The organism is Micromonospora sp. IBHARD004 (assembly GCF_052814115.1).
In genome coordinates this window covers 4,965,578-4,989,083 of the sequence record NZ_CP199934.1, presented here as the reverse complement: position 1 = coordinate 4,989,083, position 23,506 = coordinate 4,965,578, and the positions used below count along the sequence as shown (strand labels likewise).

Sequence of the window (23,506 nt, the reverse complement as noted above, 5' to 3'; positions counted from 1 at the left end):
GGCCAGACCTGGACCGGACCCTCCGCGTCGCGGATCGTGCTGACCCCCGCGCGGCCCCCGGGAACCGGCCACCGGCCGGCCCCACCACGCTGCCCCGTTTCTACCCTCGGGGTACGACGCTCCCGGCGGCCGCCGTCCGCCCGCTGGGAAGCTCATGGGTGCCTCGAGCGCCGACCGCTAGAGTCGATTCGTGGCGCTCGGTCTTCCCTCGGTCCTCCCGAATCCCCAGCCGGCGATCGGGGAGCTGATCCGTGCTGGCCAGCCGACCTTCTCCTTCGAGTTCTTCCCGCCCAAGACGGAGCAGGGGGAGCGGCTGCTCTGGCAGGCGATCCGCGAGCTGGAGTCGCTGCGCCCCTCGTTCGTCTCGATCACCTACGGCGCCGGCGGGTCGACCCGGGACACCACGGTCGCGGTGACCGAGCGGATCGCCACCGAGACCACCCTGCTGCCGATGGCGCACCTGACCGCGGTCAACCACTCGGTCGCCGAGCTGCGGCACGTCATCGGCCGGCTGGCCGGTGTCGGGGTGCGCAACGTGCTCGCCGTGCGGGGCGACCCGCCCGGCAACCCGGGCGGCGAGTGGGTGCCCCACCCGCAGGGCGTGCAGTACGCCGAGGACCTGGTCCGGCTGGTCCGCGACGCGGGTGACTTCAGCGTCGGGGTGGCGGCCTTCCCGTACAAGCACCCGCGCTCGCCCGACGTGGCCAGCGACACCGCGCACTTCGTCCGCAAGTGCCGGGCGGGGGCGGAGTTCGCCATCACCCAGATGTTCTTCGACGCCGACGACTACCTGCGGCTGCGGGACCGGGTCGCGGCGGCCGGCTGCATCACCCCGATCCTGGCCGGGGTGATGCCGGTGACCCAGATCGGCACCATCGAGCGGTCGGTGCAGCTCTCCGGGGCGCCGTTCCCGCCCGCGCTGGCGGAGCGGTTCGAGCGGGTCGCCGACGACCCGGAGGCGGTCCGCCGGCTCGGCATCGAGCAGGCCAGCGAGATGTGCGCGACGCTGCTCGACGAGGGTGTGCCGGGGATCCACTTCATCACCCTCAACCGGTCCACCGCCACCCGCGAGGTCTGGCAGCGCCTCCAGGCCGGCGCGCGGGTGTGACCACCCGTCCCGCCGACACCGGCAGCGCCCTTCTACGTTGATCCGTGGTGGGCACACAGCTGAACTGGGACCAGTACGCGACGGCGTGGGCGCGGCTGCACGGCGGGTTCGACCCCCGGGTGGCGGCGCCGGTGGTCCGCGCCTGGCTGCGCTTCGCCTACCACGTCGGGTACGTGTTGGGCCGGCTCCGGGTCGGGCCGACCCCGGTCACCGTGGTCGGGGTGCTGCTGTGCTTCTGCGTGCCGCTGTTCGTCGGGCGGGCGGGGAACGGCCCGTTCCTGGCGGCGCTGTTCGTGCTGCTCGCCGCGGTGGCGGACAGTGTCGACGGCGCGGTGGCGGTGGCGACCAACCGGACCACCCGGCTCGGCTACGTCTACGACTCGGTTGCCGACCGGCTGGGCGAGGCCGCCTGGCTGACCGCGTTCTGGCTGCTCGGCGCGCCGGGCGCGCTGGTCGCCGCCGCCGGTGGCCTCTCCTGGCTGCACGAGTACGTCCGGGCCCGGGCGGTCTCCGCCGGCATGCGGGAGATCGGCGTGGTGACCGTGGGGGAGCGCCCCACCCGGGTCTGTGTGGCCCTGGTCGGGCTGCTGGTCGCCGGGCTGACCGGGCTGATCGACGTGGATCTCCCCGCCGGCACGATCACGATGGCCACCACGGTCTGGGTGCTGCTGGCCGGGTTCGGCCTGGGGCAGCTCCTCTCCGCCGTCCGCCGCGCGCTGATCGACGCCGGCTGACCCGCCCCCGCGCGCACCACCGACGGGGCGGGGCTACCAGGCCGGGCCGATCTCCTCGGCGACGATCTGGGCCGACATGGTGACCATCGGCAGGCCGCCGCCGGGGTGGCTGGAGCCGCCGACCAGCCAGAGCCCGTGGGCCGGACCCCGGTTGGCCGGGCGGAGCAGCCCGCCCGCCGTGCCGTAGATCGTCCCGCCCGGCGCGCCGGTCGCGGCGTCCAGGTCGGCCGGGGTGCGGATCTCCCGGAACACCAGCCGGTCCCGCACGTCCGCGCCCCGCTCGGCGAGCACGTCGAGGATCCGGTCGGCGTACGCCTCGGCGAGCCCCGGGCGACGCCAGTCGACCGCGCCCGGGGCGGTGCCGTGCCGGGCGGCGTTGACCAGCACGAACCACGCCTCGTGCCCGTCCGGGCGGACCATCGGGTCGTCGGCGACGGTGACGAAGACGGTCGGGTCGACCGCCGGCCGGGCCCGGACCCCGCGCCCCGGGTCGCCGAAGACCGCGTCGAACTCGGCGTCGTGGTCGCGGGGGAAGAAGACGTTGTGGTGGGCCAGCCCGGAGTCGCCGCGGACCCCGAGCAGCAGCACGAAGCCGGCCAGGCTGCGGTCGGTCAGCCCGGTCAGCCGGCGGGGGCTGGGCAGCAGGTCCCGGTAGACGGTGAGCGCGTCGACGTTGGCCACCACCACGTCGGCGGGCACGGGCGCGGCGACGCCGGCGAGGCGTACGCCGTGGACCCGGCCGCCCACCGCGTCGATCCGGGTGACCGTGGCGCCGGTCCGCACGACCACGCCGAGGTCGAGGCAGCGGGAGAGCAGCGCGTCCGCGAGGGTGCCCAGCCCGCCGCGCAGGTACCAGCCGCCGAAGGTCAGCTCGGCGTAGGGGACGGCGACCAGCGCGGCCGGGGCCCGGCGCGGGTCGGCGCCGGTGTAGGTGGCGTACCGGTCGAGCAGCATCCGCAGCCGGGGGTCGGAGAGGTGCCTGCGACCCAGCCCGCGCAGGCTGCGGCCGGGCCCGATGGCGGCCAGGTCGCCCAGCCGCCAGGCCAGCCCGGCCAGGTCGCGGGGGGAGTCGATGGCGCGGCGCAGGATGTCCCGGTGCGACGCCTCCCAGACCCGGGCGGCGCGCCGCCAGAGCCGCTGCCAGTCGGCGGCGGCCCGGTCGCCGAGCGCCGCGCCGATCCGCGCGGCGAACTCGGCCGGGTCGGCGCAGGAGTCCAGGGCGGGCCCGTCGCCGGGGAAGACGTGCCGGACGATCGGGTCCAGCGGCGTCAGGTCGAGGTACTCATCGAGCTTGGCCCCGGTCGCCTCGAACAGGTCGTGGAAGACCTGCGGCAGGGTGAGCAGGCTCGGCCCGGTGTCGAAGTGGAACGACCCCGCCGGGGTGTCGTGGGCGTACCGGCCGAGCTTGCCGCCGACGGTGTCGGCCCGCTCGAAGACGGTGACCTCGTGCCCCGTGACGGCCAGCCGGGCCGCGGCGGCCAGGCCACCCACGCCGGCGCCGATGACCACGATCCGCGCCATGCCGCGCCTCCTAGCTGACCGGGCGGCCCCGCCAGGACAGCCGGCGCCGCTTCCGCAGATGGTACGACCGGAATGTCAGCCAACCGAGGACCACGACCGACACGGGGTGTGCCAGCGCGTCGGGCCAGGCCCGCCCGCCGGTGGCCCGGGCGCTGAACGCCCGCCCGGCGACGCCCAGCGCGTAGGTCGCCAGGGCGAGCGCCGCCACCACCGGCGCGCCGGCCGCCAGCGCCGCGACCGCGACCAGCGGGGGCACCGTGTAGAGCAGGAGCAGCAGCGTCACCACGACCGCCGCTGCCGCCGGGTGGCCGAAGGAGGCCCAGAGCGACTTGGTGTAGCCGTCGCGCAGCTGCGGCCAGGTCTCGTACATCCGGCAGGCGGCCAGCTTCGAGCCGTCGGCGAGGGCGATCCGGCCGCCGGAGCGCTTCACCGCCCGAGCCAGCTCGATGTCCTCCAGCACCTTGTCGGCGACCGCCGCGTGCCCGCCGGCCCGCAGGTAGCCGGCCCGGTCGACGACGAGGAACTGCCCGCCGGCCGCCGCCAGGGACGGCCGCGGCGAGCGCTCCATCGCGCGCAGCGGCAGGAAGCTCAGCCACAGCCACTGCAGCAGCGGCTGCACCAGCCGGTCGGCCCCGCCGCGCACCAGGATCCGGGGGTACGGCGACAGCAGCGCCGCCCGGGCCGCGCGCAGCTCGGTCACCGCCGCGGCGACGGCGTACGGGGCGAGCACCACGTCGGCGTCGACGAAGGCCAGCACGGTGGCGCCCGGGTCGGTGCGGGTGGCGAGCTGCCAGCAGGCGTGCGGCTTGCCCAGCCAGCCCGGCGGCGGGGCGACCCCGGTGAGCAGGGTGAGCCGCGGGTCGTCGCCGGCCACCCCGCGCACCACGTCGGCGGTGCCGTCGGTGGATCCGTCGTCGAGCACCACGATCCGCAACCCGGGCACGCCCCGCTGGGCGAGCAGCGCGCGCAGGCACGGCTCCACCCGGTCGGCCTCGTCGCGCAGCGGCAGCAGCACCGCCACCGGTTCGGTCACCTCGACCGGACCGGCGTCGGGGCGGCGCAGCCAGCGGGTGGCGTTGACCCAGGTGTGCGCGGTGAGTGCGGCGACCGCGACGACGAGCGTGAGGACGGCGGTCATGCCGCCGCGTCGACGCCGGGGCGTGGCGCCCGGTGCGGCTCCCGCGGGTCGGCGCCGTCGCGCCGGGCGCGCAGCAGCGTCACCGTCAGGGGCACGGCGGTCACCGCCATGCCGACCGCGCCCCAGACCGCCGAGGCGGGCAGGCGGAGGAAGACCGCGTGCGCCAGCACGCTGGAGAAGTACGTCCACAGGTAGAGCCCGAACATCGGGGCGTCCCGCCCGTCGGCGCGGTCGGCGGTGGCCCCGGCGAGGGGGCGCAGCGCGCTCATCAGCAGCACCGCGAAGAGCAGCCAGCCGAGGTAGTTGCTGACCGGGATACCGGGCAGCCCGGGCAGCGCCGGGGTGGCGTCCCGCCACACCCAGTACCCCTCGGCCACCATCTGCGGGTCGAGGAAGAGGTCCCAGGCGGCCAGCCCGACCGCGGCCAGTGCGATCCGCCCGGTTCGGGACGAGGTGAGCCGGATCGCGGCCAGCCAGGCCGGCCAGGCCATCCAGGTCCAGGCGAGCGGGATGATCAGCGGCACCCCGGCCAGCTTCGGTCCCAGCTCACCGGAGTAGTCGTAGCTGCCGAACGGGACGCCGGTGGCCACCCCGGCCGCCTCGATCGCGAACCCGCCGCCGGTGGCCACCGCGACCAGCGCCCCCGCCGTACGCGCACCCCGGCTGAGCAGCGCGTGGCCGACCGAGAGCAGGTACCCGAGCACGACGGTGGCCACGGTCAGCCCGGCCCGGGTCGTGCCGCCGGTGAGCGGGTAGCAGATCTGGGCGAGGACCAGGACGGCCAGCAGCGCCCAGGGCAGCCGCCGCCGGATCACGTCGCGGCGGGGCCGGGCGCGGCGGCCGGCGCGGGCAGCGGCAGGTCCCGGCCGAGCACGCCGAACGGCCGCTCGTCGCCGGGGAAGTGGAAGTGGCGCAGGATGTCGACGAAGCCGAACCGGCGGTACAGCCGCCACGCCCGGGACTTCTGCTCGTCGGCCTCCGGCGTGGAGAGCAGGGTGGTCGTCCCCTCCGCCATGCTGAGCAGCGCGCGCAGCTGGCCGGCGCCCAGGCCGTGCCCCTGCGCGGGCGGCCGGACGTGCAGCTCCACCACCTCGAAGCAGTGGGTCAGCCACCGTCGGCGGGCGTCGCCGTCGAGCGCCCGGTACACCTGGTCGTGCCACCACTGCCCGGCGGCGCCGAGGTAGCCGTACCCGAAGCCGGCCAGGTGGCCCTCGGTGGTGAGGCTGGCGACGGCCCGGAAGCCGGGGCGGCGGACGTGGGTGGCGATGTAGCCGCGCCGGGCATCCAGCAGGTCGGCGCGGTAGCCCATCGCCTCGCCGTAGACGGCCACCACGTCGTCCAGCCGCCGGACCAGATCGTCCGGCGTCCACCGCACCAACCTCATGCGCGTCCTCTCGCAGTTTCCGGATCGCCCTCGGCGACCCACCCGAGCACCGTCCGGTCGCCCAGCACGTCGCGCACCTCGAACCGCGCGAAGAGCTCCTCCGCGTACCACCCCTCGGTGGGGGTGCGCGTGATCGCGGCGCGGTGCTCCGGGTGACGGTACGCGAACGCCACCAGGTCCGCCGGATCGCGCCACACGCTCACCGTGCCCTGCCAGCCGAGTGGGGCCTCGCCGACGCCGAACCGGGCGAGCAGCCCGGGCGCGGCGTGCAGGGCGGCGGCGACCGGCGGGATCGCCCGCCAGAAGGTGACCGCCCGGCGGGCCCGCAGCCGGGCCCGGGTCAGCGCCAGCACCGGCCCGTCGACCCGGCCACCGGGCGGGTCGCCGAAGGGGCGGACCCCGGACCACTCGCCCCGGCTGGTCAGCGGGCGCAGCTCCACCCGTACGGACGCGCGGGCGATCCGGGCCCACGAGCGGCCCACCGGCGAGTCGTCGAAGCCGGCCGCCGCGGCGGGGGAGTCCCACACCACCAGCGCGGCCCACCGGGTCAGGTCGGCGTCGGCGGGGCCGAAACCGGTGCCGGTCCCGGTGCCGAGCAGCTTGCCGAACCGTACGCCGGGGGTGCGGCGCAGCCGGAGCGGGTGCAGCGCCATCCGGGCCAGCGCCCGGGGCACCGCGGTGCGGGGGATCCGCCACACGTGCAGCGTGACCAGTTCGGGAGCGCTCACGCCACCTCTGCCGGGGTCCCGGCGGTGATCCGCAGCAGCTCCGCGTACGTGGTGGGGAAGACCGCCTGGGGCACACCGCCGGCGGCCCACACCTCGTCGTGCCCGGCGAGGGCGGTGTCGACGAGGGTGCGCAGCGGCCGCGGGTGGCCGACCGGGGCGACGCCGCCGATCACCTGACCGGTGTGTTCCTTGACGAACTCGGGGGTGGCCCGGCGCAGCCGGGTGACCCCGATTGACGCGGCGAGGCCGGCGACGTCCACCCGGTGCGCGCCGGAGGTGAGCACCAGCAGGGGCCCGTCGTCCGCGTTGAAGATCAGCGAGTTGGCGATGGCGCCCACGCCGACGCCGAGCGCCTCGGCCGCCGCCGCGGCGGTGTGCACCGCCTCGGGCAGCAGGCGGACCTGGCTGGCGTCGCCGGCGCCGTCCCGCGCGCCCGCGTCGTCGAGCGCCCGCTGCACCGCCTGCACGTTCGGGTGTGGCTGCATGCCGGTCATTCTTCCCGGTCCACCGTCCCCCGGTTCACCCGACCACGCCGCAACTCCCACCGGCGGGGGGTCAGGGGCGGCGGGTCCGGATGAGGAGGTCGACGCCGTCGAGGATGCGGGCCAGTCCGAAGTCGAGGGCCTGGTCCTGGGCGGCGTGCGCGGCCGCCGACCCCACCGCGGCGAGCAGCGCCGGGAAGCGCTCCTCCCGGCCCCGGAGCAGGGCCGTCAGGCCGGATTCCAGCGCCTGCTCGGGCGTGCCGGTATCCATCGCCGCCACCTGCTGGGCCAGGTTGCGGGCGTGCCCGAGCAGGAGCACCGCGACGTCCAGCATCTCGCCGCCGTTCAGGCCGGTGCCGGTGAGGGCGGCGAGGGCCCGCTCCAGCCAGCCGAGCTCGTTCGGGCCCATGACCCGTGCGCCGACGGTGGCCGTCAGGGCCCAGGGGTGCCGCCGGAAACGGTCGAACAGCTGCCGGGCCCAGTCGTCGAGCTGGTCGCGCCAGCCGGCGCCCTCCGGTGGGGCGGGGGGTTCGCCCACGGCCGTCTCGATCATGAGGGCGACCAGCTCCGCCTTGCCGGGGACGTACCGGTACAGCGCCATCTTGGTGACGTCCAGGGACTCGGCGACCCGCTGCATGGTGAGGCCGTCGAGCCCGTCGGCGTCGGCGATCGCGATGCCGGCCCGGGCGATCGCCGTCAGGGTCAGCGTGGGGCGGGGCCCACGCCGCGGCGGGCTCGGCGTCCCCCACAGCAGCTCGTGGAGCGTGCGCTTGTCCGCCGCACCACCGGCACCCGCCCGGTCCATGGGCCTCCCTCGATCGGTCTTGTCGGAACCCGAAACTGTGTCTAGAGTACTCTGTATCCAACGGACACAGTTCTGATTCGACGGGGGAACCGATGTCTCACACCCTTCCGCTGCGCGGCCGGCACGTCCTGGTCTCCGGGGCCGGGGTCGCCGGGCCGGCGCTGGCCTGGTGGCTGGCCCGCTACGGCGCCGAGGTCACCGTGGTCGAGCTGGCCCCGGCCCTGCGCGCCAGCGGCTTCGCGGTCGACTTCCGCGGACCCACCCACCTCGGCGTGCTGGCCGCCATGGGGGTGCTCGACGAACTGCGCGCCCGGCAGACCCACGCCGGGGCGATCAGCTGCGTGGACGAGCACGACCGGGAGATCTTCCGGCTGCCGGCCGAGTTCGCCGGGGGCGAGCTGGAGGTCTACCGCCGGGACCTCTCCCGGATCCTGTACGAGCGCGGCGCCGACCGGGTGGAGTACCTCTTCGGGGACGTGATCATCGCCCTCGCCGAGACCACCGACGGGGTACGCGTCGACTTCGCCCGCGCCGCGTCGCGCACCGTCGACCTGGTGGTCGGCGCGGACGGGCTGCACTCGGGTGTACGGCGGCTGGTCCTCGGCCCGGAGTCGGCGTACGTGCGGCACCTCGGCTACCACCTGGCCGGCTGGGACCTCCCCAACGAGCTGGGGGTGGGCGCCGTCCCCCGGCAGTACAACGTCCCCGGGCGGATGGCCAGCGTCGCCGCCGACCAGCGTGACCCGGACCGGGCCGGCGCCCTCGTCGTCTTCGCCGCCCCCCGGCTCGACTTCGACTGGCGTGACCTCGACCAGCAGAAGAAGCTCATCGCGGACGCCTTCGCCGGGCTGGGGTGGCACGTGCCGCACCTGCTGGCCGGCCTGCGCGACGCCCCGGAGCTGTACTTCGACTCGATCAGCCGGGTGCGCGTGCCCCGCTGGCACACCGGCCGGACGGTGCTGCTCGGCGACGCGGCCTGGGGCGTCACGCTCGGCGGGATGGGCGTCGGCACCGGCGTCGTCGGTGCGTACGTGCTCGCCGGCGAGCTGGCCCTGGCCGGCGGCGACCACCGGGTCGCCTTCGCCGCGTACGAGAGGCGGCTGCGCGCCTACGCGATGCGCTGGCAGCGGGGCGCCAGCCCGGGCCGGTTCCTCGCCCCCGCCAGCGGATGGGGGCTGTGGCTGCGCAACCGGCTGCTGGCCACCCGGCCGGTCCAGTCGATGCTCCTGCGCAGCACCGGCTCGCTGGCCACCGATCTCGACCTGCCCGACTACCCGGCGCGGGTCTGAGCCGCCGGCCGGGTGCCGGGCCAGTTCGGGGTGGCCCGGACCCGACCGGCGGCGTCCACCAGCGGGCCGGCGTACCCGTCGAGGGTGGCCAGCCAGTCGAGCGCGTCCGCGCCCCGGGCGACGGCCGCGGTCGCGTACACGTCGGCCCAGAGCAGGTCGGGGCCGACCACGGTGACCGACCGGACGGCCTCGGCGGGCCGGCCGGCGCGCGGGTCCACGATGTGCGCGCCGCGCCGCGAGGTTCCCGACGTGGCGACCGCGCCGCGCTCCCGCTCCAGCACGTCGAGCAGCCGTTCGGGGCGCCCGGGGTCCTCCACCCCGACCCGCCAGGCGGGCCGGCCCGGCGCGGTCCACAGCAGCACGTCCCCGCCGGCGTTGAGGCAGCGGTCGTGGTCGGGCAGGTCGGCCAGCCACCGCGCGGCCCGCTCCACCGCCCAGCCCTTGACCAGGCCGGACGGGTCGAAGCCGGTGCCGCCGGCCGGCAGCGGCAGGCGGTCGGCGTCGAACCACCCGTCGGTCCGCAGCCGGGCCAGCTCGCAGAGCTCCACCACCTCGCGCACCACCGGCGCGGCGGTGGCCGGGTCGGGCCGCCGGCCGCCGAGCCGGCCCAGCACGCTCTCCGGCCGGTACGTGCTGAACACGGCGTCGATCTCCCGCAGCTCGGTGAAGACCCGCTCCACCCGCTCCGCCACCGGGTCCGTGCGCACCAGCGGTCCGCGCAGGTGCACGCTGACCGGCAGCCCCATCACCTGCAGCACCCAGGCCCGCCGGTCCAGCTCCGCCGCCAGGTTCATGGTCACCACCCCGTTCACTTCAGGTGCGTCGCGTCGATGGCGGACTGGAGGGACTCGCGGTAGCCGTCGCTGGTGACGGTGGCCCCGGAGACGGTGTCGATCTGCGCGCTCTGCGCGGCCAGGGCCTGCTGCCGCAGGATCGGCACCGCGTAGTCGTTGATCTCCTGGTCCCGGTGGTTGCCGTCCGGCACCCGCAGGGCGGTGACGTCGGTGATCTTCCCGGCGGAGACGGTGATCTGGACCTGCACCGGCCCCCACCGGGTCTGCGCCACCGACCCGGTGGCCTGCCCACTGGCCGAGGAGCCGTTGGACGACGAGCCGCCCGACGAGTCCGAGCCGGTCGGGTCCGAGCCGTCGGGTCCGAGCCGCCCGAGTCGTCGGTCGCGGTCCAGGAGCCCGCGGCCGAGCCGCCGGAGCCGGCGGCGATCGCGCTGCTCTCCCCGCCGGGGCCCATCGTGCTGGTCTTGTAGCTGAACAGCAGCACCAGGGCGGCCACGGTGGAGAGCAGCCAGACGGTGATCCGTCGCATGGATCCTCCTTTCGCGCCTGTCACCAGGCGAAGCGTTCGTGATGGGTGTGCGCGTCGGGCACCCCCGCCGCCCGGGTCGCGGCGCGGGCCGCCTCCACCCAGCCGTCGGGGCCGCAGAGGAAGACGTCGTGACCGGCGATGCCGGGGGAGAGCCGGCGCAGGGCCTCCGCGTCGGGCCTGCCCTCGGCGTACGCCGGCAGCCACGCGGGCCGCCGGGCCCGGGGGCCGACCAGCAGGTGCACCACCACCCCGCGCTCCGCCGCGAGCCGGTCCAGCTCCGCCCGGAAGGCCAGCTCCTCGGGGGTACGCGCGCGGTACAGCAGCACCGCCTCGCCCGGGGCGTACGGCAGCTCCCAGAGCAGCGCCAGCAGCGGGGTGATCCCGACGCCGCAGGCGAGCATGGTGACCCCGCCGCCCCGCCAGTGCTCCCCGGTCAGCCGCCCGTACGGCCCCTCCAGCAGGACGCGGGTGCCCGGGCGCAGGGTGCCCATCCGGGAGCTGTCGTCCCCGAGGTCCTTGACCGTGATCCGCATCAGGTCCCCGGACGGGGGCGCCGACAGCGAGTACGGGTGCGCCCGGGACCAGCCGGGGCCGTCCAGGAACCGCCAGAGGAAGAACTGCCCGGCCCGGGCGGGCAGCCGGTGCAGGTCGCGCCCGCGCAGCCAGACCGAGGTGATGCCGGGGGCCTCGGGGACCACCGCGGCCACCTGGACCCGGTGCCGCAGCGAGCGCCGGGCCGGCAGGCCGAGCCGGAAGACCAGCACGCTGGCCAGTGCCAGCAGGTACACCGTCCACCAGTAGGCGCGGGCGGCCGCCGAGTCGACGAAGTCGGACCCGGTCCAGAGCTGGTGCGGCAGCGCCAGGGCGATGCCGAGGTACGCGTACAGGTGCAGCAGGTGCCAGGACTCGTAGCGCAGCCGGCGCCGGGCCGCCCGGACCGAGGTCACCACCACCAGCACCAGCAGGGCCAGCGCCGCGGTGGCCAGCAGCATCCCCGGGTACGTCGTGACCAGCTCCCAGGTCTCGACCAGCACGTTGCGCCGGGCGGTCCCGGCGTACCCGAGGGTGGTCAGCAGCACGTGGGCGAGGAGCAGGTGGAACGAGGTGAAGCCGGCGAGCCGGTGCCAGCGGGCGATCCGGTCCTGGCCGAAGCGCCGCTCGATCAGCGGCACCCGGGCCATCAGCACCACCTGGATGAGCATCAGGTCGGCGCTGACCAGGCCGGTGAGCCGACCCAGCGAGGTGAGGCCGGTGGCGAGGCCGCCGAACAGCTCCTGCACCCCTCGGTCCGCGGTCCAGAGCGCGGTGACGACCAGCAGGCTGAGCACGGCCGCGCTGCCCGCGACGTCGGCCCACCAGCCGGGGACCGCCGGGAGGGTGCGACGCGTGGCTCGCCGGTCGGCGACGGCGACGGTCACCGGACGGTGGTCTCGGTACGGCTTACGACGTTCATGTGGTCAACCCTGCGATGACCACCTCCGTACCGCCTTTGCCGTTGCTGTGCGCGAACTGAGAATCCGCAGCGGCCGACGGCGTGTCGGTCGGACCGCCGGATCCGCTCCGGTCCCGACCCGGGACGGCATCGACGACGATCGCGTCCGGAGCTGGCGCACGGGGCGCCCGACCGGGCGGTAGACAGTGTCTACGAACCTTGGTAGACAGTGTCTATGGATGAGCGGGACGGTGGCCTCCGCGCCCGGTTGGTCGAGGCGGGCGTCGAGCTGGTGACGCGCGAAGGCGCGGACGCCCTCTCGCTGCGCGAGATCGCCCGTCGGGCCGGTGTCTCACACGGCGCGCCGCGCCGCCACTTCCCCACCCACCGGGCGTTGCTGGCCGCGATCGCGCGGGAGGGCTATCTGGATCTCGGCCGACAGGTCGCCGGGCTGCTCGGCGAGGGTGACCGGGATCCGTACGACCAGCTGCTCGCGCTGGGCCGGCTGTACCTGGACTTCGCGCGCACCCACCGCGGCATGTTCGAGCTCATGTTCCGGCACGACCTGTTGCGGGGCAACCACATCGGCCTGCGGGAGGCCGGCGCCCGGCTGTTCGAGGTCCTCGTCGACCTGGTCGTCCGCGCCCGGCCCGAGCCGCCCGACGCGCCGTCCCCCGCCGTCGTCGCCGGCGCGTTGTGGGCGAACCTGCACGGCATCGCCCAGCTCCGGCTCTGGGGAAGCCTGCAGATGGTGGTGGGCACCGATGACGCCGAACCGCTGCTGCGCCGCGCGGTGGAGGCGCATCTGAGGCGATGAGTCGTGGACCGCGCCTCCCGGTTCGTCGCCGAGTCGACGGGCGGACCGTTGAGCACCGACCGCACCGAAAGGGAGCACATGCAGATCGCCATCCTTCTCTTCGACCGGTTCACCGCGCTCGATGCCGTCGGGCCCTACGACGTCCTGTCCCACCTGCCCGGCGCTGAAACCGTGTTCGTCGCGCAGCGGGTCGGGCCGGTCGTCAACGAGGTGGGAAGCCTGCACCTGACCGCCACGGCGGCCTTCGCCGACGTGCCCCGACCGGATGTCGTCGTGGTGCCCGGCGGGCCCGGCTGGCACGCCCAGATGACCGACGGCCCGGTCCGGCGGTGGCTGCGGGCGGCCGACGAACACCGCCTGGACCGCCTCGGTGTGCACCGGGTCGCTCCTGCTCGCCGGGGCCGGCCTGCTCGCCGGTCGGCGGGCCACCACGCACTGGCTGGCCGCCGACGAGCTCGCCCCGCTGGGTGCCGTCCCGGTCGCCGAGCGCGTGGTGATCGACGGCAAGTACGTCACCGCCGCCGGGGTCTCCGCCGGCCTGGACATGACGCTCACCCTCGCCGGACGCATCGCCGGTGACGCCGTCGCCCAGACCGTCCAGCTCGCCCACGAGTACGAGCCCCGACCGCCCTACCGGGCGGGCTCTCCCGACCTGGCGCCCCGGGAGATCGTGGCCGCGCTGCGCGCCCGCCGTGACGCCATCCTGTACTGACGCGGAGGAAACGTGTTGCTGCAAGCGGCCGCACGGCTGGTGGTCGCCCCGCTCGCCCGGCTGCTCTACCGGCCCGTGGTGACGGGGCGCGACAACGTGCCGGCACGGGGGCCGGTGATCCTCGCCGCCAATCACCTCTCCGTCATCGACAGCGTGGTGATCCCGCTGGTGGCGCCACGGCCGGTCGCCTTCCTCGCCAAGGCCGAGTACTTCCGGCGTCCCGGGCTCAGGGGCTGGCTGACCCGCGCCTGCCTCACCGGGATCGACGCCGTACCCGTGCCGCGGGGCACCCACCGGGCCGCCCGGGCGGCACTGGACGTCGCCCTCGGTGTTCTCGCCGACGGACGAGCCTTCGGTATCCATCCCGAAGGGAGCCGGTCGCGCGACGGGCGGCTCTATCGTGGCCGTACCGGGGTGGCCTGGCTCGCGCTCGCCTCCGGCGCTCCGGTAGTTCCCGTCGCCGTCCTCGGCACCGACCGGATCCAGCCCGTCGGCGCCCGACTGCCCGGGATCGGCCGGGTGACCGTGCGCTTCGGCGCGCCGCTTCACTTCGTGCCGCCGCCGTCGGGCAGCGCCGGTCAGGTGCGTCGCGCGGTCACCGACGAGATCATGGCCGCCATCCGGGAGCTGTCCGGCCAGGAGGCGGCCGAGGGCTACAACGAGCTGTCCTCCCCCACGCCGTGACGGCGACCCGGACGGTCCCGGCACTCTCGCGCGTCACACGTTGCATTTTCGTCGGAGGGGAGGTGTACTGTCAGGGCAGTTAGAACGAGTGTTCGATTCAGTCGTACGCCCGTTCCAACGCCCGGGAGAGGTGTTTCGCGGCGCCGGCTCCCGGGAGGTGCGGTTCCGCGGACCGCACCGCACCGGGTTCCGGACAGTCGCGAGTCCGGCCCCGTCAGGCAGGATCGTCGCCCGCCGCCCACGACCCCCGGGCGGCGGGCGACGAACCCGCCGGTACGCCGGCCGGGTGTGGTGTGGGGAAGCGTCCACACCCGGCCGGCCCCACCACGGTGCGTCTTCCTCCGCACCACCCGCTCCGGGCGCCCGCTCGGCGGATCCGATCCGTCATGCGACCGCGCCCGCCCCGGCCACGCGGAGGAGACCACCATGCCGACCAGTCCGGCTCAGGCACCGACGGTGCCGGCGCACGTGCTGCCGCACCGCACCCCCGCCCAGCTGCTCGCGGTGGCCCGCCACGGGCTGGCCGAGGCCGCCCGGACCCGTCCCGACGGTCTCCGGTACGCCGCCGCCCACCTCGCCGCGCTGCGCGCCGCCGCCGCCCTGCTCGCCGCCCGGGCCCGCCCCGCGCCCACCCGTCGCAACCGGATCACCAGCGTCTGGGTCCTGCTCTCCGGCGTCGCCCCCGAGCTCGACGAGTGGGCCCGCTACTTCGCCGCCGGCGCCGGCAAGCGGGCCGCCGCCGAGGCCGGCATCCCCCGGGTGGTCACCGCCCGGGAGGCCGACGACCTGCTCCGCGCCGCCGAGCAGTTCGTGACGGTGGTGGAGACCGCGCTCGGCCTGGCGCACCAACCGGCGCTCGACGGGCTCGCCGCCTGAGTCGTGGCGTCCGGCCACCACCGGCGGGACCCGGGGTGGCCGGACGCCGCCCGGCGCGTGTCCCGCCCGGCGCGGCAGCCGCCGCGCTTTCTGATCCAGCAGCACACGACGGGGTAGGTCCCCGCGCGACACGACGGGGGGTTGGTCCGATGGCGGGCCGCATGGTGGTCGGTTCCGCCGCACTGGCCGGTCTGGTGCGTCCGGCGAGCGCGCCCGACCCGGCCGGCGGCCACCGGGTGCTCCCGGTCCGGCCGGAGCTGACCGGGCTGCTGCCCAATCGTGGGCTGCGCCGCGGCAGCACCATCGCCATCGGCTCCGGGCAGCCCCGGCGCAGCGGTGCGACCTCGCTGATCCTGGCGCTGCTCGCCGAGGCGTCCCGGGCCGGCTCGTGGTGCGCCGTGGTCGGGGTCCCCACCTTCGGGGCCGGCGCGGCGGCCGAGGCCGGAATCGCCCTGGACCGGCTGGCCCTGGTGCCGAACCCCGGGCCGGAATGGCCCACCGTCGTCGCCGCGCTCATCGACGGGGTGGACGTGGTGGTCACCGCCGTGCCGACCACGGTCTCCGCCTCGGTCGCCAACCGGCTGGCCGCCCGGGCCCGGCAGCGCGGCAGCGTGCTCGTCCCGTACGGCCGCTGGGACGGCGCGGACGTCACGTTGCAGGTGGTCCGGGGCGTCTGGGAGGGGCTCGGGCCGGGCCGGGGGCGGCTGCGACGCCGGGAGGTGACCGTCTCGGCGCGCGGGCGCGGCGCGGCCGCCCGCCCGAAGGAGATCAAGGTCTGGCTCCCCGGTGACGGACTCACCCGGGTCATCCCCCGGGCGACCGGGGTGGCCGGGGCGGGCGCCGGGCGGCTCCGCCCGGTGACGCCGGCCGCCTCGGCTGCCCTCGCCACCCCGTCCCGCCGCGGCGCGCTCACCCTGGTCGGGCCGGCATGACCGCCGCGCCGGTGCGGACGCTGCTGCTCTGGTGCCCGGACTGGCCGGTCCTCGCCGCGGAGATCGTCGACGGGGTGCCCGCCACCGACCCGGTCGCGGTGCTGCACGCCAACCGGGTGGTCGCCTGCTCCGAGCGGGCCCGCGCCGAGGGGGTGCGCCGGGGGCTGCGCCGGCGCGAGGCGCAGGGGCGCTGCCCGCAGCTCACCGTCGTCGAGTACGACCCCGGCCGGGACGCCCGGGCGTTCGAGCCGGTGGTCGCCGCCGTCGAGGAGGTGGCCGCCGGGGTCGAGGTGGTCCGCCCCGGGGCCTGCGCGCTGGCGGCCCGGGGCCCGAGCCGTTACCTCGGCGGCGAGGAGGCGGCGGCCGAGCGGATCATCGAGCACGTCGCCCAGTCCTGCGCGGTGGAGAGTCAGGTCGGCATCGCCGACGGGGTCTTCGCCGCCGGGCTGGCCGCCCGGGACGGGCGGATCGTGCCGCCCGGCGGGACGCCGGAGTTCCTGGCCGCCCTGCCGGTCGAGGCGCTCGGCCGCCCCGCCCTGGTCGACCTGCTGCGCCGGCTGGGGGTGCGTACCCTCGGCGACTTCGCCGCCCTGCCCGCCGGCGACGTGCTGGCCCGGTTCGGCTTCGACGGGGCGCTGGTCCACCGGCTCGCCGCCGGGCAGGACCACCGGCCGCTCGCCGTCCGGCAACCCCCGGCCGACCTGACCGTGACCGCCGACCACGACGAGCCGATCGACCGGGTCGACGCCGCGGCGTTCGCCGCCCGGACGCTGGCCGAGCAGCTGCACGAGCGGCTCGCCGCGTACGGGCTGGCCTGCACCCGGCTCGGCATCGAGGCGGTCACCGCGCACGGTCAGGAGCTGCACCGGGTCTGGCGGCACGACGGCCTGCTGACCGCCGCGGCCATCGCCGACCGGGTGCGCTGGCAGTTGGACGGCTGGCTCTCCGGCAGCACCGGCCGGGGCGGCGCCCGCCCGACCCGGCCGACCGCCGGGATCATCCGGCTGCGGCTGGTGCCGGACGGGGTGCTCGCCCAGGCCGGCCTGCAACCCGGGTTGTGGGGGGAGACCGGCGAGGAGCGGGAGCGGGCGCACCGCGCGTTGAGCCGGGTGCAGGGCATCCTCGGCCCCGAGGCGGTGGTCACCGCCGTGCTCGGCGGCGGCCGGTCCCCGGCCGACCAGACGCGGCTGGTGCCGTGGGGCGATGAGCGGCTCCCGGCCCGGCCCGGCCCGCCGGCGCTGCCGGACGAGCCGGCCGCGGCTGGCGCCGACCGGGCTGCCGGTCGGGGTGGTGGCATCCCGCCCTGGCCCGGCCGGCTCCCGCCGCCCGCGCCGGCGGTGGTGCTGCCCAGCCCGCTCGCCGCGGCCGTGCACGACGCCGCCGGCGAGCCGGTCGTGGTCAGCGCGCGCCTGGCGGTGAGCGCCGCGCCGGCCCGGCTCACCGTGGGTACGGGCCGCCCGGCGGAGATCGTCGGCTGGGCCGGCCCGTGGCCGGTGGACGAGCGCTGGTGGGCGCCGGCCGAGGCGCGGCGGCGGGCCCGGTTCCAGGTCTGCCTCGCCGACGGCGCCGCCCTGCTGCTGGCGGTCGAGGCCGGCCAGTGGCTGGTGGAGGCGATCTATGACTGAGCGGGGACGGTCCGCGACCGGGTCGGGGCGGTTCGGCTCCGGTCGGGAGACGGGTGTCCCGGTGAGCGGTATGACTCTCCGGCATATTTATGACCCACCGGCATATCGCTCACCGACCGTTCCCTCGTCGGCGGGGTCGGTCGCCGCCCGGTGGCCGGTCGCGCCGGTCGCGCGGGTCACCGTCGACCGCCGGACGCGGCCGTACCCGGCGCTGCCCGAGGCCGCTCCACCCGGAGCGGCGGGATGAGCTTCCACAACCCCAACCTGCCCTGGTCCGAGCTGGAACGCGTGCTCTCCGGCCGCCCCGGCGACGGGCGCTCCGGCGACGGTGGGCGGCCACGGGGCGGCCGGTCGCGGGGCGGCCGGGCGCGGGACGAGCGGCACCTGCACGTGGTGGATCCCCTCGCCGTGGACGCCGACGGCGGGGACTCCCCGGCCTGGAGCCGCAAGCGGCAGCACTACGAGCCCCCCGAGCTGCCCCGCCCGGACGGCACGGTGCCCTACGCCGAGCTGCACGCGCACACCAACTTCAGCTTCCTCGACGGCGCCAGCCACCCGGAGGAGCTGGCCGAGGAGGCCGCCCGGCTGGGGCTCACCGCGCTCGCCGTCACCGACCACGACGGCTTCTACGGGGTGGTCCGCTTCGCCGAGGCGGCCCGCGCGCTGCACCTGCCGACCATCTTCGGCGCGGAGCTCTCCCTCGGGCTGCCCGGCCCGCAGAACGGCGAACCCGACCCGCTCGGCCGGCACCTGCTGGTGCTCGCCCACGGCCACGAGGGGTACGCCCGGCTGGCCGCCACCATCTCCCGCGCCCAGCTGCGCGGCGGCGAGAAGGGCCGCCCGGTCTACGGCGAGCTGGAGGAGGTCGCCGCCGAGCTGCGCGACCACGTGCTGGTGCTGACCGGCTGCCGCAAGGGGCACGTGCCGGGCGCGCTGCTCACCGAGGGCGTCGACGCGGCGGCCCGGGAGCTGGACCGGCTCACCGCGCTCTTCGGCGCGGAGACGGTGGCGGTGGAGCTGACCGACCACGGCCACCCGGTCGACGCCGACCGCAACGACGCCCTCGCCGAGCTGGCCGCCGCCGCCGGGCTGCCCACGGTGGCCACCAACAACGTGCACTACGCCACCCCGGGCCGGCGGCGGCTGGCCACCACCGTGGCCGCGGTGCGGGCCCGGCGCAGCCTGGACGAGATCGACGGCTGGCTGCCCGCCGCGGCCACCGCCCACCTGCGCAGCGGCGCGGAGATGGCGGCCCGGTTCGGCGCGTACCCGGGGGCGGTGGCGCGGGCCGCCGAGTTCGGCGCGGAACTCGCCTTCGACCTGCAACTGGTGGCGCCGCGGCTGCCGGCGTACCCGGTGCCGCCGGGGCACACCGAGATGAGCTGGCTGCGGCACCTGACCGAGCAGGGGGCCCGGGAGCGGTACGGGCCGCGCGAGGCGCACCCCGAGGCGTACGCGCAGCTGGAGCACGAGCTGCGGATGATCGACGAGCTGGGCTTCCCCGGCTACTTCCTGGTGGTCTACGACATCGTCGCGTTCTGCCGCGCGCAGGACATCTACTGCCAGGGCCGGGGCTCGGCGGCGAACTCGGCGGTCTGCTACGCGCTGCGGATCACCAACGTGGACGCGGTCCGGCACCGGCTGCTCTTCGAGCGCTTCCTCGCCCCGGAGCGGGACGGTCCGCCCGACATCGACGTGGACATCGAGTCCGACCGCCGGGAGGAGGTGATCCAGCACGTCTACGCCCGGTACGGCCGGGAGCACGCCGCCCAGGTCGCCAACGTCATCTCCTACCGCCCCCGGTCGGCGGTGCGGGACGTGGCCAAGGCGTTCGGCTTCTCGCCCGGCCAGCAGGACGCCTGGAGCAAGCAGATCGACCGCTGGGGCTCAGTCGCCTCGGTCGACGTGGAGGACATCCCGGAGCAGGTGGTCGCGTACGCCAACGAGTTGCAGACCTTCCCCCGGCACCTGGGCATCCACTCCGGCGGCATGGTGATCTGCGACCGGCCGGTGATCGAGGTCTGCCCGGTGGAGTGGGGCCGGATGCCCGGGCGCAGCGTGCTCCAGTGGGACAAGGACGACTGCGCGGCGGTCGGGCTGGTCAAGTTCGACCTGCTGGGCCTCGGCATGCTCTCCGCGCTGCACTACGGCTACGACATGATCGGGACGACCCTCGACCTGGGCGACATGACCCTGGACGACCCGGAGGTCTACGACATGCTCTGCCGGGCCGACTCGGTCGGGGTGTTCCAGGTGGAGAGCCGCGCCCAGATGGCCACCCTGCCCCGGCTCAAGCCCCGCTGCTTCTACGACCTGGTGGTCGAGGTGGCGTTGATCCGCCCCGGCCCGATCCAGGGCGGCTCGGTGCACCCGTACATCCGGCGCAAGAACGGCCAGGAGCCGGTGACGTACGCGCACCCGCTGATGCGCAACGCGCTGGAGAAGACCCTGGGCGTGCCGCTGTTCCAGGAGCAGCTGATGCAGCTCGCCATCGACCTGGCCGGCTTCGACGCGGCCGGCGCCGACCAGCTGCGCCGGGCGATGGGGGCGAAGCGGTCGGTGGAGCGGATGGCGCAGATCGCCGACCGGCTCTACGCCGGGATGGCCGAGCGGGGCATCACCGGCGAGCTGGCCGACGACGTCTACCGCAAGCTCACCGCATTCGCCAGCTACGGCTTCCCGGAGAGCCACGCGATGAGCTTCGCCTACCTGGTCTACGCCAGCTCCTGGCTCAAGCGCTACCACCCGGCGCCGTTCCTGGCCGCGCTGCTCAACGCCCAGCCGATGGGCTTCTACTCGCCGCAGACCCTGGTCGACGACGCCCGCCGGCACGGCGTCGAGGTGCGCCGGCCGGACATCAACGCCAGCGGGGCGAAGGCCGTGCTGGAGTCGACGCCGGAGACCCGGTGGGGAAGTCAGCCGGGGGAGCCGCCGCACGCCTGGGGGTTGGGCGGCCCGACGGTCCGGCTCGGGCTGGGCAGCGTACGCAGCCTCGGTGACGACGTGGCCGAGCGGATCGAGGCGGAGCGGACGGCCAACGGGCCGTACCGGGACATGCCGGACCTGGCCCGGCGGGTCGGTCTCACCGCCGCGCAGCTGGAGGCGCTGGCCACCGCGGACGCCTTCGCCTGTTTCGGGCTGACCCGGCGGCAGGCGCTCTGGGCCGCCGGCGCGGCGGCCCAGGACCGGCCGGGCCGGCTGCCCGGCACGGTGACCGGCGCGGCCGCGCCCACCCTGCCCGGGATGGAGGCGGTGGACCGCCTCGTCGCCGACGTCTGGGCCACCGGGCTGTCGCCGGACAGCCACCCGGCCCGGTTCATCCGCGACCGGCTCGACACCCTGGGCGCGGTGCCGATCGCCCGGCTCGGCCGGGTGGAGCCCGGCCAGCGGATCCGGGTCGGCGGGATCGTCACCCACCGGCAGCGCCCGGCGACCGCGGGCGGGGTCACCTTCCTCAACCTGGAGGACGAGACCGGAATGCTCAATGTCACTTGCTCCCCGGGCCTCTGGCAGCGCTACCGTCGAGTCGCCCGCACCAGCACCGCACTGGTGGTGCGGGGCCGGTTGCAGCGGCACGAGGGAGTCACCAGCCTCACCGCGGACCGGCTGGACGCGATCGAGCCTCCCGTGGCTCCGGCATCCCGGGATTTCCGCTGAGCGGAGTGATCCACATTACGGTTTCCGGGGCCGGTAGGCGGGAGACTTCCGGCACGCGCGGGCAGAGTGGCCCGCCCGGCATGGGGGAAGAACGATGACCCTGAACAGCACGCACATCGGTGGAGTGGCGAACGCCCGGCGCACCCGGCTGGCCGCCGGTTGGTCGCCGGCTTCCGACCCGGAGGCCCGCGAGTACCAGGTGACCGACGGCCCGGTGGCCAACGCCCACCGCTCCCGCGCGGAGGAGCAGGACCCCGCCGGCGGCGGCGAGTCCTGACCCGGAGCGCCACCACCGGCCTGCGGGAGTCGGGTGGCGCGGGTGACTAGGCTCGACCGGGTGGAGCAGACTCGAACGCTGACCCCCCGTACCGCCGTCATCTGGTCGGTGCTCCGGGGCGAGCTGGAGCGCCGTGCCGGTGAGCGGCTCACCGTGCTCGACGTCGGCGGCGGGACCGGCGGATTCGCCGTTCCGCTCGCCGAGGCCGGTCACTGGGTCACCGTGGTCGACGCCAGCCCCGACGCGCTCGCCGCGCTGGCCCGCCGGGCCGCCGAGGCCGGGGTCGCCGACCGGGTCCGCGCGGTGCAGGGCGACGGCGACGCGCTCGCCGGGCTGGTCGAGCCGGCCAGCGTCGACCTGGTGCTCTGCCACTCCGTCCTCGAGGTGGTCGACGAGCCGGCGTCGGTGGTGTCGGCGCTGGTCGGCGCGCTGCGCCACGGCGGCGCGGCCAGCGTGCTGGTGGCCGGCCGGGCCGCGGCCGTGCTCGGCCGGGCGATGAACGGTCACCTCGACGTGGCCGCCGCGCTCGCCGCCGACGCGCACGGCAACGCCGGGCCGCGGGACACCCTCCGCCGCCGGTACGACGTCGACGGCGCCGCCGCGCTGCTGACCGACGGCGGCCTCACGGTCGAGGAGATCCACGGGGTACGCGTCCTCGCCGACCTGCTCCCCGCCGCGGTGGCGGACGGCCAGCCGGCCGCCCTGGTCGAGCTGGAGCGGGCCCTGGCGGCCCGGTCGCCGTACCGGGACCTCGCCGCCCAGCTGCACCTCTTCGCCCGCCGCCCGGCATGACCGGCCCGTCGCCCGCCTCGGCCGGGCGACCCGGTCCGCTCGACCCGGTCGCCCCGCGCTACGGCGGCGGCAGCCTCGCCGACGTGCTGCCCAGCGCCCTGGCGGTGCTCGGCGTCCCCGGTGCGGTCGACCTGCTCGGTCTGGGTCCCCGGCTGGCCGGGGTACGCCGGATCGCCGTGCTGCTGGTGGACGGGCTCGGCTGGTACCAGATCCCGACCGCCGCCCCGTACGCGCCGACCCTCGCCGGCCTCGCCGCCACCGTCGGCGCCCCGCTCACCTCCGGCTTCCCCTCCACCACCCCGACCAGCCTGGTCAGCCTGGGCACCGGCGCCGCCTCCGGCGCGCACGGCGTGCTCGGGTTCAAGGTCCGGGTCCCCGACACCGACCGGGTGCTCAGCCACATCGAGTGGGCCGGGGACCCGGATCCGCTGGCCTGGCAGCCGGTGCCCACCCAGTACGAGCGGGCCCGCGCCGCCGGCGTCGCGGTCACCGTGGTCAGCCGCCCCGAGTACGCCGGCAGCGGCCTCACCCTCGCGGCCAACCGGGGCGGCGACTACCGGGGCGCCTCCGAGGTCGACGGGCTCGCCCGGCAGATGCTCACCGCCCTCGCGGCGGGCGCCGGCCCGACCCTGGTCTCCGGCTACCACCCCGACCTGGACCGCACGGCCACCTCACCGGGGTCGACTCGGCGCCCTGGCGGCTCGCCGCCGCCGGCGTGGACCGGCTGCTCGTCCGGCTGGTCGACGGGCTGCCGCCGGACGCCGCACTGCTCGTCACCGCCGACCACGGCCAGCTCAACGTGCCGCAGGGCCGGCGCGTCGACTTCGACACCGACGCCCGGCTGCGGGCCGGGGTGCGGGTGATCGCCGGCGAGCCCCGGGTCCGCTACCTGCACGTCGAGCCGGGCGCGGTCGCCGACGTGACGGCCGCCTGGTCGGCGGTGCTGGGCGACGCCGCGCGGGTGACGACCCGCGACGAGGCGGTGGCGACCGGCTGGTTCGGGCCGGTGCCCGAGGAGCACCTGCGCCGGATCGGCGACGTGGTGGTGGTCTGCCGCGACACGTGGGCGGTGGTCGCCACCCGGTCGGAGAAGCCGATGGAGTCGCGCCTGGTGGCGTACCACGGCGCGGACACCGCGGCCGAGATGACCATCCCGCTGCTGGTCGTCCGGGGCTGACCGGCGGCCGCCG

General features: G+C 76.3%; 22 protein-coding genes and 2 pseudogenes. 14 read left to right on the top strand and 10 right to left on the bottom strand.

The window, feature by feature from the left end; genetic code table 11:
• The first annotated feature begins 190 nt into the window (after positions 1-190).
• Both metF and ACTWO6_RS24245 read left to right on the top strand, forming a co-directional pair.
• Entirely contained in the window at positions 191-1,108 is a 918-nt protein-coding gene (metF, locus tag ACTWO6_RS24250; RefSeq protein WP_446216091.1) for a methylenetetrahydrofolate reductase [NAD(P)H], read from the top strand.
• Positions 1,109-1,152: 44 nt separating this feature from the next.
• On the top strand, positions 1,153-1,842 hold the full coding sequence (locus tag ACTWO6_RS24245; RefSeq protein WP_446216090.1) for a CDP-alcohol phosphatidyltransferase family protein: 690 nt from the start codon (positions 1,153-1,155) through the stop codon (positions 1,840-1,842).
• Positions 1,843-1,875: 33 nt separating this feature from the next.
• On the opposite strand, the gene ACTWO6_RS24240 is transcribed toward ACTWO6_RS24245, so the two are convergent.
• The 7 genes from ACTWO6_RS24240 to ACTWO6_RS24210 all read right to left on the bottom strand — a co-directional run bounded on the left by ACTWO6_RS24240 (position 1,876) and on the right by ACTWO6_RS24210 (position 7,900).
• Complete coding sequence (locus ACTWO6_RS24240) at positions 1,876-3,363, bottom strand: phytoene desaturase family protein (protein WP_446216089.1); 1,488 nt, start codon at positions 3,361-3,363, stop codon at positions 1,876-1,878.
• A 10-nt stretch (positions 3,364-3,373) separates the two neighbouring features.
• Positions 3,374-4,501: a glycosyltransferase gene (locus ACTWO6_RS24235; RefSeq protein WP_446216088.1), complete on the bottom strand. Its 1,128-nt coding sequence runs from the start codon at positions 4,499-4,501 to the stop codon at positions 3,374-3,376.
• The gene (locus ACTWO6_RS24230) at positions 4,498-5,313 is read right to left on the bottom strand and encodes a carotenoid biosynthesis protein (protein ID WP_446220749.1); all 816 of its coding nucleotides are present in this window, start codon (positions 5,311-5,313) and stop codon (positions 4,498-4,500) included. Before ACTWO6_RS24230 ends, ACTWO6_RS24235 begins: the two co-directional genes overlap by 4 nt.
• Positions 5,313-5,885 (bottom strand): GNAT family N-acetyltransferase, encoded by a 573-nt coding sequence (locus ACTWO6_RS24225; protein WP_446216087.1) that lies wholly within the window; start codon positions 5,883-5,885, stop codon positions 5,313-5,315. The genes ACTWO6_RS24230 and ACTWO6_RS24225 overlap by 1 nt, the downstream gene beginning before the upstream one ends.
• Positions 5,882-6,613: a monooxygenase gene (locus ACTWO6_RS24220; protein ID WP_446216086.1), complete on the bottom strand. Its 732-nt coding sequence runs from the start codon at positions 6,611-6,613 to the stop codon at positions 5,882-5,884. The genes ACTWO6_RS24225 and ACTWO6_RS24220 overlap by 4 nt, the downstream gene beginning before the upstream one ends.
• On the bottom strand, positions 6,610-7,098 hold the full coding sequence (locus ACTWO6_RS24215) for a YbaK/EbsC family protein (RefSeq protein ID WP_446216085.1): 489 nt from the start codon (positions 7,096-7,098) through the stop codon (positions 6,610-6,612). Before ACTWO6_RS24215 ends, ACTWO6_RS24220 begins: the two co-directional genes overlap by 4 nt.
• Positions 7,099-7,168: 70 nt before the next feature.
• Complete coding sequence (locus tag ACTWO6_RS24210) at positions 7,169-7,900, bottom strand: TetR/AcrR family transcriptional regulator (RefSeq protein WP_446216084.1); 732 nt, start codon at positions 7,898-7,900, stop codon at positions 7,169-7,171.
• A 92-nt stretch (positions 7,901-7,992) separates the two neighbouring features.
• On the opposite strand from ACTWO6_RS24210, the gene ACTWO6_RS24205 reads away from it, so the two are divergent.
• Positions 7,993-9,189, top strand: coding sequence for an FAD-dependent monooxygenase (locus ACTWO6_RS24205; protein ID WP_446216083.1), 1,197 nt, complete (start codon positions 7,993-7,995; stop codon positions 9,187-9,189).
• On the opposite strand, the gene ACTWO6_RS24200 is transcribed toward ACTWO6_RS24205, so the two are convergent.
• The 3 genes from ACTWO6_RS24200 to ACTWO6_RS24190 form a co-directional block, all read right to left on the bottom strand.
• Complete coding sequence (locus ACTWO6_RS24200; RefSeq protein WP_446216082.1) at positions 9,171-9,983, bottom strand: FAD:protein FMN transferase; 813 nt, start codon at positions 9,981-9,983, stop codon at positions 9,171-9,173. The genes ACTWO6_RS24205 and ACTWO6_RS24200 overlap by 19 nt on opposite strands.
• A 14-nt stretch (positions 9,984-9,997) precedes the next feature.
• Positions 9,998-10,231, bottom strand: coding sequence for an FMN-binding protein (locus ACTWO6_RS24195; protein ID WP_446216081.1), 234 nt, complete (start codon positions 10,229-10,231; stop codon positions 9,998-10,000).
• 301 nt (positions 10,232-10,532) lie between these two features.
• A complete protein-coding gene (locus tag ACTWO6_RS24190; protein WP_446216080.1) occupies positions 10,533-11,930 on the bottom strand; it encodes a ferredoxin reductase family protein in 1,398 nt (465 codons plus the stop codon).
• A gap of 249 nt (positions 11,931-12,179) precedes the next feature.
• On the opposite strand from ACTWO6_RS24190, the gene ACTWO6_RS24185 reads away from it, so the two are divergent.
• From ACTWO6_RS24185 to ACTWO6_RS24135, 11 genes and pseudogenes are all read left to right on the top strand, one after another.
• Positions 12,180-12,761 carry a TetR/AcrR family transcriptional regulator gene (locus ACTWO6_RS24185; protein ID WP_446216079.1) on the top strand — a complete coding sequence of 194 codons (582 nt, stop codon included), beginning with the start codon at positions 12,180-12,182 and terminating at the stop codon, positions 12,759-12,761.
• 78 nt (positions 12,762-12,839) lie between these two features.
• Positions 12,840-13,037, top strand: a pseudogene (locus ACTWO6_RS24180) (DJ-1/PfpI family protein); the annotation flags it as partial.
• Positions 13,038-13,131: 94 nt separating this feature from the next.
• The gene (locus tag ACTWO6_RS24175; protein ID WP_446216078.1) at positions 13,132-13,473 is read left to right on the top strand and encodes a DJ-1/PfpI family protein; all 342 of its coding nucleotides are present in this window, start codon (positions 13,132-13,134) and stop codon (positions 13,471-13,473) included.
• A gap of 12 nt (positions 13,474-13,485) precedes the next feature.
• Positions 13,486-14,157 carry a lysophospholipid acyltransferase family protein gene (locus ACTWO6_RS24170; protein ID WP_446216077.1) on the top strand — a complete coding sequence of 224 codons (672 nt, stop codon included), beginning with the start codon at positions 13,486-13,488 and terminating at the stop codon, positions 14,155-14,157.
• 426 nt (positions 14,158-14,583) lie between these two features.
• Positions 14,584-15,033, top strand: coding sequence for an SAV_6107 family HEPN domain-containing protein (locus ACTWO6_RS24165; protein ID WP_446216076.1), 450 nt, complete (start codon positions 14,584-14,586; stop codon positions 15,031-15,033).
• Positions 15,034-15,182: 149 nt separating this feature from the next.
• On the top strand, positions 15,183-15,965 hold the full coding sequence (locus ACTWO6_RS24160; protein WP_446216075.1) for a hypothetical protein: 783 nt from the start codon (positions 15,183-15,185) through the stop codon (positions 15,963-15,965).
• On the top strand, positions 15,962-17,590 hold the full coding sequence (locus ACTWO6_RS24155; RefSeq protein ID WP_446216074.1) for a DNA polymerase Y family protein: 1,629 nt from the start codon (positions 15,962-15,964) through the stop codon (positions 17,588-17,590). Before ACTWO6_RS24160 ends, ACTWO6_RS24155 begins: the two co-directional genes overlap by 4 nt.
• A 243-nt stretch (positions 17,591-17,833) precedes the next feature.
• Entirely contained in the window at positions 17,834-21,247 is a 3,414-nt protein-coding gene (locus ACTWO6_RS24150; RefSeq protein ID WP_446216073.1) for an error-prone DNA polymerase, read from the top strand.
• 94 nt (positions 21,248-21,341) lie between these two features.
• Complete coding sequence (locus tag ACTWO6_RS24145; RefSeq protein WP_446216072.1) at positions 21,342-21,524, top strand: hypothetical protein; 183 nt, start codon at positions 21,342-21,344, stop codon at positions 21,522-21,524.
• Between the two features lie 42 nt (positions 21,525-21,566).
• Positions 21,567-22,316 (top strand): methyltransferase domain-containing protein, encoded by a 750-nt coding sequence (locus ACTWO6_RS24140; RefSeq protein WP_446216071.1) that lies wholly within the window; start codon positions 21,567-21,569, stop codon positions 22,314-22,316.
• Positions 22,313-23,493: pseudogene (locus ACTWO6_RS24135) on the top strand (alkaline phosphatase family protein). The gene ACTWO6_RS24140 and the pseudogene ACTWO6_RS24135 overlap by 4 nt, the downstream one beginning before the upstream one ends.
• The last annotated feature ends 13 nt before the right edge of the window (positions 23,494-23,506 follow it).

Coding starts and splice junctions, on each gene's coding strand:
- ACTWO6_RS24240 (WP_446216089.1), bottom strand. CDS start 3,363: ATGGCGCGGATCGTGGTCATCGGCGCCGGCGTGGGTGGCCTGGCCGCC.
- ACTWO6_RS24235 (WP_446216088.1), bottom strand. CDS start 4,501: ATGACCGCCGTCCTCACGCTCGTCGTCGCGGTCGCCGCACTCACCGCG.
- ACTWO6_RS24225 (WP_446216087.1), bottom strand. CDS start 5,885: ATGAGGTTGGTGCGGTGGACGCCGGACGATCTGGTCCGGCGGCTGGAC.
- ACTWO6_RS24215 (WP_446216085.1), bottom strand. CDS start 7,098: ATGCAGCCACACCCGAACGTGCAGGCGGTGCAGCGGGCGCTCGACGAC.
- ACTWO6_RS24210 (WP_446216084.1), bottom strand. CDS start 7,900: ATGGACCGGGCGGGTGCCGGTGGTGCGGCGGACAAGCGCACGCTCCAC.
- ACTWO6_RS24205 (WP_446216083.1), top strand. CDS start 7,993: ATGTCTCACACCCTTCCGCTGCGCGGCCGGCACGTCCTGGTCTCCGGG.
- ACTWO6_RS24200 (WP_446216082.1), bottom strand. CDS start 9,983: ATGAACCTGGCGGCGGAGCTGGACCGGCGGGCCTGGGTGCTGCAGGTG.
- ACTWO6_RS24185 (WP_446216079.1), top strand. CDS start 12,180: ATGGATGAGCGGGACGGTGGCCTCCGCGCCCGGTTGGTCGAGGCGGGC.
- ACTWO6_RS24165 (WP_446216076.1), top strand. CDS start 14,584: ATGCCGACCAGTCCGGCTCAGGCACCGACGGTGCCGGCGCACGTGCTG.
- ACTWO6_RS24160 (WP_446216075.1), top strand. CDS start 15,183: ATGGCGGGCCGCATGGTGGTCGGTTCCGCCGCACTGGCCGGTCTGGTG.
- ACTWO6_RS24155 (WP_446216074.1), top strand. CDS start 15,962: ATGACCGCCGCGCCGGTGCGGACGCTGCTGCTCTGGTGCCCGGACTGG.
- ACTWO6_RS24150 (WP_446216073.1), top strand. CDS start 17,834: ATGAGCTTCCACAACCCCAACCTGCCCTGGTCCGAGCTGGAACGCGTG.
- ACTWO6_RS24145 (WP_446216072.1), top strand. CDS start 21,342: ATGACCCTGAACAGCACGCACATCGGTGGAGTGGCGAACGCCCGGCGC.